This is a genomic window from Chroococcidiopsis sp. SAG 2025, assembly GCF_032860985.1.
Taxonomy (GTDB): domain Bacteria; phylum Cyanobacteriota; class Cyanobacteriia; order Cyanobacteriales; family Chroococcidiopsidaceae; genus Chroococcidiopsis.
The window spans coordinates 5,902,460-5,915,903 of sequence record NZ_JAOCNC010000001.1; the positions used below are offsets into that span (position 1 = coordinate 5,902,460).

General features: G+C 43.9%; 14 protein-coding genes and 1 pseudogene. 6 read left to right on the plus strand and 9 right to left on the minus strand.

What is annotated here, in order from left to right; all coding sequences use genetic code 11:
- Positions 1–134: 134 nt before the first annotated feature.
- Positions 135–2,102 (minus strand): excinuclease ABC subunit UvrC, encoded by a 1,968-nt coding sequence (gene uvrC, locus N4J56_RS28910; protein ID WP_317109619.1) that lies wholly within the window; start codon positions 2,100–2,102, stop codon positions 135–137.
- 497 nt (positions 2,103–2,599) lie between these two features.
- On the opposite strand from uvrC, the gene N4J56_RS28915 reads away from it, so the two are divergent.
- Complete coding sequence (locus N4J56_RS28915) at positions 2,600–2,779, plus strand: hypothetical protein (protein WP_317109621.1); 180 nt, start codon at positions 2,600–2,602, stop codon at positions 2,777–2,779.
- A 14-nt stretch (positions 2,780–2,793) separates the two neighbouring features.
- On the opposite strand, the gene N4J56_RS28920 is transcribed toward N4J56_RS28915, so the two are convergent.
- From N4J56_RS28920 to N4J56_RS28930, 3 genes are all read right to left on the minus strand, one after another.
- Entirely contained in the window at positions 2,794–3,201 is a 408-nt protein-coding gene (locus N4J56_RS28920) for a response regulator (RefSeq protein ID WP_317109622.1), read from the minus strand.
- Between the two features lie 225 nt (positions 3,202–3,426).
- Complete coding sequence (locus N4J56_RS28925; RefSeq protein ID WP_317109623.1) at positions 3,427–4,740, minus strand: LL-diaminopimelate aminotransferase; 1,314 nt, start codon at positions 4,738–4,740, stop codon at positions 3,427–3,429.
- Positions 4,741–4,792: 52 nt separating this feature from the next.
- Complete coding sequence (locus N4J56_RS28930; RefSeq protein ID WP_317109624.1) at positions 4,793–5,122, minus strand: thioredoxin family protein; 330 nt, start codon at positions 5,120–5,122, stop codon at positions 4,793–4,795.
- 270 nt (positions 5,123–5,392) lie between these two features.
- On the opposite strand from N4J56_RS28930, the gene N4J56_RS28935 reads away from it, so the two are divergent.
- On the plus strand, positions 5,393–6,370 hold the full coding sequence (locus tag N4J56_RS28935) for a chlorophyllase/cutinase-like alpha/beta fold protein (protein ID WP_317109626.1): 978 nt from the start codon (positions 5,393–5,395) through the stop codon (positions 6,368–6,370).
- 178 nt (positions 6,371–6,548) lie between these two features.
- Here the strand turns inward: N4J56_RS28935 and N4J56_RS28940 are convergent, their stop codons facing one another.
- On the minus strand, positions 6,549–7,328 hold the full coding sequence (locus tag N4J56_RS28940) for a PspA/IM30 family protein (RefSeq protein ID WP_039713435.1): 780 nt from the start codon (positions 7,326–7,328) through the stop codon (positions 6,549–6,551).
- Positions 7,329–7,564: 236 nt separating this feature from the next.
- Complete coding sequence (locus tag N4J56_RS28945) at positions 7,565–8,260, minus strand: PspA/IM30 family protein (protein WP_410500624.1); 696 nt, start codon at positions 8,258–8,260, stop codon at positions 7,565–7,567.
- Positions 8,261–8,528: 268 nt separating this feature from the next.
- Between N4J56_RS28945 and N4J56_RS28950 the strand changes: the two genes are divergently transcribed.
- Both N4J56_RS28950 and N4J56_RS28955 read left to right on the plus strand, forming a co-directional pair.
- On the plus strand, positions 8,529–9,086 hold the full coding sequence (locus N4J56_RS28950; protein ID WP_317109628.1) for a DUF721 domain-containing protein: 558 nt from the start codon (positions 8,529–8,531) through the stop codon (positions 9,084–9,086).
- A 406-nt stretch (positions 9,087–9,492) separates the two neighbouring features.
- Complete coding sequence (locus tag N4J56_RS28955; protein WP_317109629.1) at positions 9,493–9,804, plus strand: hypothetical protein; 312 nt, start codon at positions 9,493–9,495, stop codon at positions 9,802–9,804.
- 165 nt (positions 9,805–9,969) lie between these two features.
- Here the strand turns inward: N4J56_RS28955 and menB are convergent, their stop codons facing one another.
- Positions 9,970–10,803, minus strand: a complete 834-nt coding sequence (gene menB / locus N4J56_RS28960) for a 1,4-dihydroxy-2-naphthoyl-CoA synthase (RefSeq protein ID WP_317109630.1) — start codon at positions 10,801–10,803, stop codon at positions 9,970–9,972.
- 312 nt (positions 10,804–11,115) lie between these two features.
- On the opposite strand from menB, the gene N4J56_RS28965 reads away from it, so the two are divergent.
- A complete protein-coding gene (locus N4J56_RS28965; RefSeq protein WP_317109631.1) occupies positions 11,116–11,769 on the plus strand; it encodes a hypothetical protein in 654 nt (217 codons plus the stop codon).
- Here the strand turns inward: N4J56_RS28965 and N4J56_RS41360 are convergent.
- Both N4J56_RS41360 and N4J56_RS41365 read right to left on the minus strand, forming a co-directional pair.
- Positions 11,758–12,134 (minus strand): annotated as a pseudogene (locus tag N4J56_RS41360) (IS1 family transposase). The gene N4J56_RS28965 and the pseudogene N4J56_RS41360 sit on opposite strands and share 12 nt — an antisense overlap.
- Positions 12,135–12,223: 89 nt before the next feature.
- Entirely contained in the window at positions 12,224–12,526 is a 303-nt protein-coding gene (locus N4J56_RS41365) for an IS1 family transposase (RefSeq protein WP_410500382.1), read from the minus strand.
- A gap of 230 nt (positions 12,527–12,756) precedes the next feature.
- On the opposite strand from N4J56_RS41365, the gene N4J56_RS28975 reads away from it, so the two are divergent.
- Complete coding sequence (locus N4J56_RS28975; RefSeq protein WP_317109632.1) at positions 12,757–13,302, plus strand: DUF6745 domain-containing protein; 546 nt, start codon at positions 12,757–12,759, stop codon at positions 13,300–13,302.
- Positions 13,303–13,444: the final 142 nt, after the last annotated feature.

The window sequence follows — 13,444 nt, forward strand, 5'->3', positions numbered from 1 at the left end:
CATTTATTAAGGTTTGGTTTCCATCGAGGGTTAGATTGCTGGGATACGATCCCCAAGCGAAACAGATAGAAAAGCGCTCGGCGTTTTTCTATCTACAAATTGTCAATTTATGTCAAATTAAATAGAAAAATTGCTCAATTTATGCTCTGAGGTGGGTGAAAATAGTTGTAAATTTCCCCTGCCAAGCGAGAACCGATACCATCTACTGTTGCCAGTTGCTCGATACTGGCTTGGCGAATGTAGTCGATCGAGTGAAAATGCGCTAGGAGTTGTTTCTGGCGATGGTAGCCCAAACCAGGAATTTCTTCTAGACGCGATCGCCTCATCTTGTCGCTACGCTGTTGACGGTGGAAACTGACAGCAAAGCGATGTGCTTCATCTCTCAGTCGCCTAAGTAATTGTACTCCCGATTGTTCCGCATCTGTCGCCAAAGGTTGAGATTCGCCTGGTAAAAAAATTTCTTCCCGTTGCTTGGCTAAGCTGACAACTCGCAAGTCTTCCATCAAGTTCATCTCTTGCAGCACAGCTACAACAGAAGATAATTGCCCCTTACCGCCATCAATCATCACCAAATCGGGCCAGTCAGGGTTTCCCACCCGCTGCATTTGCGGATCTTCCACGTATTTACGAAAGCGGCGTTGAATCACTTCCGCTAAACTGGCAAAGTCATCGGAATGACCAGCCGTAACTGTAGGATTTTTAATCTTGTAGTGACGATAGTACTGTTTGGCGGGTAAGCCTTCAATAAACACTACTTGGGATGCAACCGCATTGGAACCCTGAATGTGAGAAATATCGTAGCCTTCAATTCGATGGGGTAAGTCGGGTAAGTCGAGAATGGCGGCTAGATCTTCCATAGCTTGGGAGTTGCGATCGCTCAATTTTTGCGTTCGTGCCAGTTCGTACTCGGCATTTCGTTCTACCATCTCGATCAATTCTGCTTTCAATGCCCTCTGGGGATTCACAATCGTGACTTTTCGCCCCTTACGTTGGCTTAACGCTGTCGCCAGCATCTCCGCTTCCGGTAATTCGTGCTGTACCAGAATTTCTGTAGGAATTTCTACATCGTCAGCAGTTTCATAATGTTGTTCTAAGACACGCTGTAATATTGCCCTGGTTCTAATTGGGGTGTGGGGTGTGGGGTGTGGGGTGTGGGGGGGGGAAATTTCTAAATTGGGTGTGGGTAGGGGCGCATAGCTATGCGCCCCTACTTCGGCGACAAAGCCGAGGCGACCGACGAGTTGTCCGGCACGAATTTGAAATAACTGAATGCAGGCGTGCTTTTCATCTGCTGCCAGGGCGATCGCATCTCGCGAGATCGTATCATCAGGTAGCGATACTTTTTGATCGGCATTCAGCGACTTTAAACCAGCAATTTGGTCGCGAATTCGTGCTGCTGATTCAAAATTTAATGCTTCGGCGCTAGCTTGCATTTGTGCGGTCAGGACATCGATCAATTCCTGCGTTCGTCCTTGGAAGACCATCGCTACCTTTTGCACGGTTTTGCGATATTCTTCTGGTGAAATTAGTTTTTGACATACCCCTGGACAGCGCCCTAAGTCGTAATTGAGACACGGACGGTCTTTAAATAACGGTTGCGGGCGTTGGCGCAGAGCAAAGATTCGCTTTGATAGCCGTAGAATCGTTCGCAGTAAGTGAGTGTCAGTGTATGGTCCGTAAAACTTGTCTTCTTTTTTACCTTGGCGGCGATTGCGCGTGATGAAGATGCGGGGATATTGCTCCGACCAGGTGATACAGACGTAAGGATATTTCTTGTCGTCTTTGAGTAGAACGTTGAAGTAAGGCTGATTTTGCTTGATTAGATTAGCTTCTAAAGCAAGGGCTTCTGCTTCTGTATCGGTAACGATAAACTCAATATCGGCAACCTGTCGCACCATCATAGCGATCCGATCGCTCAGTTGCTTGGGTTCTCGAAAATACGAACGTACCCGCGATCGCAGTTTACGCGACTTGCCGATGTAAATAATGCGATCGCTGCTGTCGCGCATGAAATAAACCCCTGGTTCGGGAGGAATTTCTTTCAGCCGACTTTCTAAACGCTCTGGATCTCTTACCAGTAGTAATGTCTTTGCTGCTGTCACTACCCTCTAAACCCGCTTGCCTTAAGTCTCTTCCTCTGTCATCCTATCAAACTGGACGCAGAAGGGATTGAGGATTGGCGGCTGGAGGTTACAGACTTTAGTTGTACTCTCTACACTGAGGGTTAAAATCTCAATTCTCACCACAAGAGTTCGACTTTGCTTCCTAATACCTACTACTAGTCAGAGAAGCTCTATCTATTCCTCACCGCTCTTCTTACCTATTGATTTGCACCAAATTAATTCTAAAAAGAATATACTGATCGAATAAATTGACTGCCTTAGCCGAGTTATTTATATTTCTATAATAGTAAATATACTTTTTTTTTTTTCTAAAAGCGTGATAAATTATACACCAACTATAAAGTATAAATTAAATTTTGGTTGCCAAAGATGAAATTCTCACAGATCGGCTAAATTCTACATTAGCTGAGATTAAATTGGTTCTAGAAGTCAAAAACGATAAGTTATTTGAGGAGTTTGCTGCAATAGGCTGAGTTATGAATATAGAAGAATTTGAACTGAACTATCGAAACGGTATTGATAACACGCTCAATCAGCTTCAGACAGCTGTGTTGTTATTAGCACAGCTCGAAGATCGAATCACAGTTATTGGTCAGGACTTACAAAATCTCAGCCAGACAGTAGAGGAGTTTGTGACGCAACAGCGCGATGAATGATTTCAGAAGGGGTTCTACGATCGCTGTAGTTCTTCCTCTATTGCCTGTTTCAAATCTCTCAAACTGACTGGCTTGACAAAATAACGCTTTGCACCTAGCTTCAAAGCTCGCTGCCGGTCGGCTTTGAAAGCAAAAGCAGAAACCACAATAACTGGAATACTTTGATAGTCTTGTCTGCAACTCTTTTGTTCGAGTAAAGTATAACCGTCAATACCTGGTAACTTTAAGTCCAATAAAATTAGTTCGGGTCGAAAGTCAGCCAAAGCTTGAAAAAATCCAGTGCCATCCGCTAAACCCAAAACCTGGTATCCACAAAAAACTAGATAATCTTCCAACATCTGTCGATTGAGATAGTTATCTTCAACCAATAAAATTCGTTTTGGAATAGGGTTGGCTGGTGCAACCGATCCAGCGTTGCTCACTTGTGTAATTAAATAACTGTTGTTGCTTGTATCACACTTCAAAGTTTTATATTGAAGACCAATTTAAAACAAAACTGAATTTACACTTGCGACTAGTTATCACTTAGCTAGTTATCATTCATAATAATCAAGCACAAGTATAATGGCAAATTGTCACCAAGCGAGCAGTTAGCGAGTGTCGGAAGCAAGCAAGGGTGCAATTACCAAAATTTTCTAATCTTTACTCTAATCATTTAAGAATTGAGCGATCCGATCCACAGCCGTTTCTAAAACATCAGGCGATTGAACCAGAGCAAAACGGACGTATCCTTCACCAGATTTACCAAAACCAGCACCGGGAGAAACTGCAACTCCAGTCGCTTCTACTAATTGGGTGCAAAAGCTGACAGAATCACTATCCCAAGGTGCAGGTAGTTTTGCCCAGATATACATGGTTGCTTGAGGGATGGAAACTTGCCAGCCAATACGATGCAAAGCACTCACAAAGCGATCGCGGCGTTGGCGAAAAGTTTCTACCATTCTTTGCACTCCAGTTTGGTCGCCACTCAAAGCAGCGATCGCCCCATTTAATATTCCTCGATATTGATTAAAATCGACTGCGGCTTTCACCTGGCGCAAAGCTGCAATCAGTTGAGAATTACCGATTGCATAGCCGACGCGGAAGCCTCCCATGTTATATGACTTAGAAAGGGTAAAAAACTCAATCGAAACGCTTTTCTCTGGATCGGCTTGCAAAATTGAAGGAGCTAGGAGCGAATTCGGAATTTGGAATTCGGAATTTGGAATTCGGGAATTACTGCTTCCCGACCCCTGTACGGGCGGGTTTAACCAGGGATTTGTTTGCGATTGCCCAGGTGTCTCTATAAAACCCGCCCCTACGACTCCCGACTCCTCATTTTCTGCAAATACCAAATCGACATAGGGGAAATCGTGGACGAGGACTAAATCGTGTTGTTGGCAAAAGGCAACTGCCTCTTGGAAGAAGGAAAGGGGTGCGATGGCGGTGGTGGGGTTGTGGGGATAACTCAGTACCATCATCCGCGCCTGTGCTAATACCGGGGCAGGAATGTCGGCTAAAACAGGTAAAAAATTATTCTCTGCCAGCAGGGGCATGGGATAAATTTGACCGCTAGCAAGGTAGACTCCGCCAGCATGGGAAGGATAGCCAGGATCGAGGAGTAAAGCAAAGTCTCCTGGGTTGAGTATGGCTAGAGGTAGATGGGCTGTCCCTTCTTGAGAGCCAATTAGGGGCAGAACTTCAGTTTGTGGATCGACAGCAATACCGAATTTTTGCTCGTACCAGCGGGCTGCGGCTTGGCGAAAGTTTTGAGTGCCGTGAAAAAGTAAGTATCCGTGGGTTTTGGGGTCGTGGAGAGATTGGGCGATCGCTTCTGTAACGTGCGCTTCTGCGGCTAGATCGGCAGAACCCAGGGAGAGGTCGATCGCATCTCGCCCAGCTAATACTGCTCTTGCCTTTGCCCGATCCATATCGGCAAAAACATTTGCTTTCAAGCACTCTAAACGATTGGCAAACTGCATAATTTTTTGGGGAGTAGGTAGAGGCGGACAGCCGTGCGCCCGTACAAGTTTCTTATTGCTGCAAATAGGTATCTAACATATCGGTAATTTTTTGTTTGCTCAGCGCTCCTTCGGAAGCAGCAATGACCTCCGTACCGTGAATTAAGCGCAGGGCAGGGACTCCTTCTACTTTGTACAGCTTGACTGTAGCAGGGTTAGGATCGACTTCCATTTTCACGACCTTGAGGCGATCGCTATAGTTCTCAGCGACCCAATCAATAGCAGGTGACATCAATCGGCAAGGACCACACCAAGAAGCCCAGAAGTAGATCAATACGGGTCGGTCAGCTTTTACAACTTCTGTTTCAAACTCTTTGTCTGCGATCTGAATTGCGTTGCTCATGTGACTATTCCTTAACAGCCTCTTTTACCACTCAACTATTATCAGTTATCAGTTATCAGTGTAGAGACGTTACATGTAACGTCTGTACAAAGTTATCAGTTATCAGTTATCAATGACCGATCGCTACTGACCGATGACTAATGACCAAACTGGTTTAAACATAAATGCCCAGTTTTCCAAAAATTCATCGGTTGCAGGTGTAGTACTCATAGTATTCTATCTAGCCCTTTGAATTGTCTTGGCGATCGACAGTGATTCCAGAGGATTTGTATGAGTTTTACTGCTATGCGACGAAAATGGGCTTTGACTGCGTTAGCGATCGCTATTGTCACAGGTGTAGGCAGAACTAGCAGCGCTCGAACTGCACCAGTAACACCAACACCTTTATTCGAGCGAGTTGCCAGTTACAGTACGACGATCGCGGCGAATCAAAATCCAGCAGACATATATTATCCCCAACAGCCTCCTAAAGAGCAGGGGCGACAGCGATTTCCCGTTGCCTTACTGCTGCCAGGAGCAAATGTTGATAAGTCTAGTTATAGCGATTTCGCCAGAATTGTCGCTAGTTATGGGTTTGTTGTAGTCGTTCCCAATCAACAGCGATCGCTGCCTCAATTTGGATTTACAGGGCTGCTGCCGGATACTTCTCAAATCGACGCGGTTTTAAACCAAATTAAAATAGAAAAGTCCAACTCCACACCAATTGCGAAGATTGTCGATCCTCAAAAGCTGACATTACTCGGTCACTCTGCTGGTGGTGCTGTCGGTTTATCTGCGATCGGCAACTTGTGTATTATTCCTGTTACGTGTGAGGGTTCCTTCAAACGTCCTAAAGAGCTTGTAGGTGGGGCATTTTTTGGCACAAGTCTGCGCGACCCAGCAACTCAAGAGTATATTCCCATCAAAAATGCTGGTATTCCGATTGCTCTGATTCAAGGCGATCGCGACAGTATCGCTTTACCACAAAGGGCGCAAGCTACTTATGCCAATATTCAATCTCCTCCCAAAGCTCTGATTACCGTTTCAGGTGCCAACCACTACGGCATTACCAATACCAATAATCCACCAGGTCCAATTCCCGACTCAAACAAACCACAAATCGAGCAATCGCGGGCAGTCGAAACTGTAGCGCGTTGGAGTGCGCTGTTTTTACGGGCGGAGGTATTGGGCGATCGCCAAGCTTTCCATTACGTGTACAAAACAGGAGACGCTCGCGATCGCCATGTCAGCGTCATCAGCAAACAGTGAACGGTTATCAGTTATCAGGAGTCGTAGGGGCGGGTGCGCGCAAATAGATAAACAACTTCAGCCGGAAATCTAGGCTCAAAACCCGCCCGTACAGGAGCCAGGAGTCATTTTAAATTTTAATTTTGAATTTTGAATTTTGAATTCTCCCCTTGTCTCCCTTGTCCTTCATTGCCAAGATTTACAATTGATCCAACTGTTTTTTCAAGTCTTCTAACTCTGCATCCACAACTGGATTTTTGGCAGCAGTTGACTGCTCGTTTGCTTGTGGTAGAGAAGGTTGATTTGATGATGTTGCTGGACCTAGAGACATTTGAGCTTTTAATGCTGCTAGTTCGTCATCGACATCGCTACCAGCTTCTAATGCAGCAAATTGGCTTTCTAGATCGTTCCCAGCTAGTTCTCCAACCGCCTGCGCCCGGGCTTCTTGCATCATGACTTTTTCTTCCATCCGCTCGAAGGCTGCCATAGCACTGCTAGTACCTAAGCGTCCAACTGTGCCTTGTAGTTGTTCCTGCGCTTTAGCAGCAGAACTACGTGCTTTGAGCATATCTTTTTTCGTCTTCGCCTCAGAAATTTTACTTTCCAAAGCAATCAGGTTGCGCTTGAGGGTATCAATTTGAGTGACTTGTCCATCTAAAGTAGCTTTGAGCGTATTTGCCGTTTCAAGATAATTTTTCTTGCGCTCTAGGGCTTGCCGAGCTAAGTTTTCATCGCCTTTTTGCAAAGCTAGACGGGCGTTACGATCCCACCTTTCTGATTCATTTTGGTTTTGTTTGTATTGCTGTTCGGTACGTTTCTGGGCAGCGATCGCTTGAGCAACACCTTGCCGCAACTGAATTAAATCTTCCTGCATTTCTAGAAGCGCTTGCTCTAGAATTTTTTCTGGATCTTCTGCCTTGCTGACTAAATCGTTGAGGTTAGATTTGACAACCCTGCTAATCCGGTCAAATAATCCCATAATTGTGCTTTTCCTTCGGAGTTCACGGTTTGAGTAGTAGGTAGCGAGTGCTGGCGCAGCACGAATGATTTATGTTTGCTCAAAGCAAAGTTAATTCATCTCTGCTTTTATTCTTAACATATGCCCTATATACAGTTATCAGTTATCAGTTATCAGCGACCGACAAAGCAGCAAACAGTAAAACAGTGCATATTAAGTAAGGTATTTTGTTATAGCCAGAGCTTGTGGATAGTCGGTCACTGCTCGCTTTTCGGTAATTGCGGCGGGGGTGTTTGTCCTGAAAGTTGTGCTTTCATATTGGCAAGTTCAGAATCGATGTCGCTGCTGGCTTCTAGGGCAGCGAATTGTTTTTGCAAGTCGTCGCTACTTAATTCGGCGATCGCCTCTGATTGGGCTTCTAGTTGCAAAACTTTTTCTTCCATCCGCTCGAACGCACCCAGAGAACTAGTTGTATTTACACCCCCTAGCACTTCATTCAGTCTTTGAGTAGCTTGCGCCGATCGCGCCCTAGCGATATACATATCTTTCTTAGTCCGCGCTTCAGAAATTTTGCTCTCCAGTGTTTGCAAATCTTTCTTCAGCCTGACGACGATATTATTTTGCTGTTCGATTTGGGCTGTGAGGGCAGTAGCCGTGTCTTGATAGGATTTGCGGCGCGTCAGTGCTTCCCGTGCTAACACGTCGTTCCCTTGCTGTAGGGCAAGTTGAGCGCGACGATACCATTCTTCAGAGTTAGACTGAGCTTGGTGAGCCTGTCTTTCGGTGCGCTTTTGGGTAGCGATCGCCTGTGCTACAGCCTGTCGCAGTTGAACTAAATCTTCCTGCATATCCATGACCGTTTGCTCCAGAATTTTTTCTGGATCTTCCGCTTGCCCAACCAAGGCATTAAAGTTAGCGCGAATAACTCTGAGGATGCGGTCAATCAATCCCATGACAGCTCTCCATTCTGATGAACGACTTAATTGGTGTTGTTCTGACTTAAAGCTAAATTCCTCCAACCCGTCACTGGCAAAAGCTAAATTGCTCAACGACTAATTTAGTTAGAGTATTAAACACATGGTATCGTACCTTCTTACCTGAGATTCAGTTAACAGTTATTAGTTATCGATGACTCAGGCGAGAGGCGATAGAGTTTCTCCTCTGCTCCTCTGCTTCCTTGTCCCCGACTTCTGAATTCTGACTTCTGACTTCCGACTTCATATGTCCCTCAATCCTTTAGGCAATATACTAAACTCCATCAAACAGGAAAGTCGCTGGCAAGAGCAGCCGCTTCAAAGGGTATTAAAGTGCTGGGTTGAGGCTGTTGGGGCAATGGTCGCTACTCATACTCGCCCAGTTTCCATTCAAAGACAAGTTCTCTGGGTCGCGACTTCTAGTGCTGTCTGGGCGCAAGAACTCGCTTTCAGACGACAGCGGATTTTAGAGAAGTTAAATGCTCAATTACCGCAACCTTTGCTAGATATTCGCTTTTCTAGCGCTCAGTGGCAGCAGCTGGCAAAACAGGATTCATTAATTGGCGATCGCACTTCTTCTGGGTTAGGGTGCGATCACCCGAGTTGGGTTGGCAACGATTCAGCCGCAAAGGGCGATCGCCAGCTGCGCTTTCGCCATCCTCAAGCAGCGTTTAGACACTGGACTGAAGTTACACAAACGCGATCGCGTCACTTACCCTTATGCCCCCAGTGTCACTGTCATACACCTGTAGGCGAACTGGAGCGATGGGGAGTTTGTTCGATTTGTGCTGTCAAGCAGTGGTAGGAATTGCTGCTGGCATTTCATCAAAAGCTACTCTTATTAGGATCTTCTTTCACTATTTATTTAAGTCCTAAAATACCTCTAGAGACAGAGGCGAGATTATTTGTAGTAAATTTACTGTAGGCTAAAATTCTCTCTTCAGTTTCGCGCTTTTAGAGCATTTTTCTTTGTGAAAGTCAATGTAGGTTTTACGAGTTTAAGATTTTCTTCCGATTGATCCCCAATTGTTTTGGCTTGAATTTAAGTAGTTATTATTTGAGCCTTCTGGGACAAGTCTAAATAAATTCTAAAGTTATTTTTGGCTTTGAGATCGCTAGAACCTAGAGTGATTCTTCAGTTGATGCCTCTGAGTCCCTAAAACCCTAGAGGCAAAATAAATGCTGTAGACCCATCCACAACAGCTACTTATATGACCAGCTGCAATCCTGCAACTTCTGCCTGTCGTTATTGTCAGCACTACCAGCCAGAAGGACGGCGAGGAGGTAAGTGTCAGATTCTCGAAGTGCCAGTTCAGGGCAATTGGAAAGCTTGTAGTTTAGCTGTAACTGCTTTTGCTTCCAATTGGGATAGTTTAGTAGAAGAAATGATGTCTTTGACTTCTGCTTCAGTGCTTGCTGCTGCTCCTGTCGCAACTACTCTCAAACTGCCTGAGCCTGAGTTACTAGAAACAGAGTTCAGCCACGTTCGTATTCAGAGACAGCAACAGGCGTTACTAGCATAGTTGTATCTTTATGTAACGCTCTTTCCGCTCCTAATTTAATTTAAAAAAAATTCAATCAATCATTTTAAAACCTACATCGCATCCCAATTTCAGTGATGCGATTTTTTAATTGAACTAGATTAAAAGTTGTAGAGACATAGTATGGCGCGTCTCTACAACTTAAGATTAAGGCAACCAAGGATATTGGCGAAAATCTGGTTGGCGCTTTTCTAAAAATGCCTGTTTGCCTTCGGTTCCTTCTTCTGTCATGTAGTAGAGTAAAGTGGCATTGCCTGCCAGTTCTTGCAAGCCTGCTTGTCCGTCACAATCAGCATTGAAAGCGGCTTTGAGACAGCGGATTGCCAAGGGGCTTTTTTGTAAAATTTCACTTGCCCATTGAATTCCTTCTGCTTCTAGTTGTTCGACGGGAACGACGCAGTTAACTAAACCCATTTCTAAGGCTTCGGTAGCAGTATATTGACGGCAGAGAAACCAAATTTCTCGTGCCTTTTTTTGTCCCACAATTCGCGCTAGATAGCTAGCCCCAAATCCACCGTCAAAACTCCCGACTTTGGGACCAGTCTGTCCGAATATGGCATTATCAGCGGCGATAGTGAGGTCGCAAACGACATGTAGGACGTGTCCCCCCCCAATCGCATATCCAGCTACCAAAGCAATGACAACTTTGGGCACAGAACGGATCAAGCGTTGTAAATCTAGGACATTTAAGCGGGGAGTTCCTTCATCATCGACATAGCCAGCTTTACCCCTAACGCTTTGGTCGCCGCCCGCACAGAAGGCATATTTACCATCGGTATGAGGTCCAGCACCTGTGAGAAGAATAACGCCAATATTCCTGTCTTCCCTCGCATCGCAAAATGCATCGTACATTTCAAAGATAGTTTTGGGACGAAAGGCGTTGCGCTTGTGGGGACGGTTGATGGTAATTTTGGCGATTCCGTCTGTTTTGTGATAGAGGATGTCTTCGTAGGTTTTGGCAGTTTGCCAGTTAACTTGCATGGGTTTAAAGTGCGATCGCATTTTATCGCTTGAACTATGGCTTGAAAATTTTATCTTAGTATCTGGCGTTAGCGGAGCTAAATGAAGTTATCGCGCTTACTCCCTAACACCAGTGTCGAATGTTTGGTAAATAGTTTTCAAACGAACCTGTATTAAAGACAACTTCACAAGGTTGAATGTATCCGGTACTGAGGGCGGTTAGTAATGGTAGAGTTTTGCCAAAAATCGCAATGACCTACAAACATAAATATTCTATGTTTAAAATGATACATAGTATACTTACGCTCGATCTTACGTGAATAGTAACTAAAAATGCCAGAAATGCCATCGGATAATCCTCAAAATCAGGAAACGCCTCCCGAAGAAATGTTTCAATTCCTATTTCAAAATGCTTTTGACTCTATGAAAGCATTTACTGAACCAAACAATTTCTCCCAAAAATCTTCTACAGAAGAGTTACAAGACACGCTCAAACCAGAAAATACTCCTGAAGCTACTCTACAAAATGCATTAGAACAAGTATTAGAATATGTCAAGTGTAGAAATTCCATAGAGAAATCTACAACATTAATTACAGAACTTACTCCAGAACAAGAAGCTTTAATTCCGGTATATCAAGAAAAGTGGAAAGAGATCGCATTTTCTACCGAACGTATAGATCGCCAAAAAGCTGCTGAAGCAGTGAAGGCAATATATAAAATAGAGCAAGCTTCTCCCAAAGAGCCAGAAATCATTTTTTTTGATAGTCCTCATGGAGCTACAGCAGCATTAGATGAGCTACTATCAAACCAATCATTAAAAATTATAGGAAATCAACTTTTATTTCAGCTTGAAAATCAAATTGTAAGTCAATTAGACGATCGGCTTGAAATTCAAATACGTCAGCAACTAGCTAGTAAATTTAAGCAAGTAGTAGAGCTTTTAAGGGTGATGTTGTCAATTTGTTGTTTGTCCCTAAATTGGTAGTCCAAACTCATAGCAATTGATGAATAGACCAATCACTAAATCGTGCATCTCCTCAGATTTGGAAAAACAAATAGTCCTACGCGCAAGTCGCTTGATTCTAGTTCTGAGTCGAAGATGTTTGCGCTCAATCCTTTGAGTCTTCCGTTTACCCACTTCATGCATTTGTGCTGGTAGATGTCTTTGGTAGGCACCCCATGCATCAGTACAGAACTTTTTGATACCAAAGGGTTCAAGTAGCTTTTGAGTTGAAGAAACACTTCATCCTTACGCCTACCGAATACATACGCTAAGACCTGACCAGTTCGGCGGTCAATTGCATGCCATAACCATCTGGGATTAGTTTTCTTGCCTACATAACTCCACATTTCATCTAGCTCGGATTCCTCAATCCCAAGTTCTGATTCAACTTCTACTTTTTCAAATATTACCTCGACTTGCTCTGGCTGGAGTTGGCTTAATAGCTTTTGGTTAACGGGTTTGAGGTAAGCGTTTTTTTTAATTCCCGAATAACTGTTGAGGTGCTGATACGCAAAACCCTGGCAATATCTCTTACTCCACTCCCATTGAGTGTCATCTCCACTATTTGCTGCTTTACTTCTCGGTTCCGTCCAGGGTAAGCAGAGTTCAAGCTAAAAGTCTGATATGGGCATTCTGGTTCCAGACAACGGAAGCGTTGCTTGCCATTAGTTGATTTTCCATGCCTAACTACTTCACTACTTTGGCAATGGGGACAACGAACCGCCACTAAAACTGTCATACTAAACTAGCCTACTCCTAGATTTTGCTCCTTTACTCTTAGTCTATCCACAAATCGATAACATTACCCTTTTAAGTAGTTTATTAGCTAAACAAATACCTCTCCGCAAACGGGGTAATTTATCCTACAGCATTCCTTGTTATTCATCTTCTTCAGGAATAGTTTCAGAACTCTATCTAGATTTTTGTTTCTCTATTTTAAATTGCACTTGCGATCGAGAAAAATGGTCAGTGTTTCAATCTTTGAGTCAACATTGCGGCTGGATTTATTTTTTTGAAGAAACTTGTATTATTTGCGATCGCCCCAGTAAAATCTTATTTGATAGCGAAGGGCGCATTCATGGTGAAGGAAAACCTGCGATTCAGTTTGTTGACGGATTTAGCGTATATGCCTACCACGGTGATTGGATTCCTGAAAAATATGGAAAAATATCATCTAAAGGATGGCAGTCACAATGGTTGTTAGAAGCAGAAGATGCAGAATTGCGGCAAGTTCTGATTCAAGGAATCGGTTACACGCGCATGTGCCAAGAATTAGATGCAATCCAATTAGATACTTGGCAAGAATATACTCTATTAAAAATCAATCTGAATGAAGAAATTGATAGATTCTTTTGGACGATAGAACCTCACAAGCAGCCAATTCACTTTGTAAAAACGACAGATTCCAGCACGGGTAGCATTCATATAAGGCGCGTGTCACCTGATATTAACTCAGTGAGGGAAGCAATTCATGCGGTGGATTGGACTACAGATTCGGAGGAATTCAGAGTCTAAACTTAAAGATATTACTTAATACCAATTTACTTTTTGACTACGGCATAAGAGATCCCCAACCCCCTTAAAAAGGGGGGCTAAGAATTGCTTTTTTCCCTTGTTTAGGGGGAGGTAAGAATAATTTTCCCTTTTTTTAAGGGGG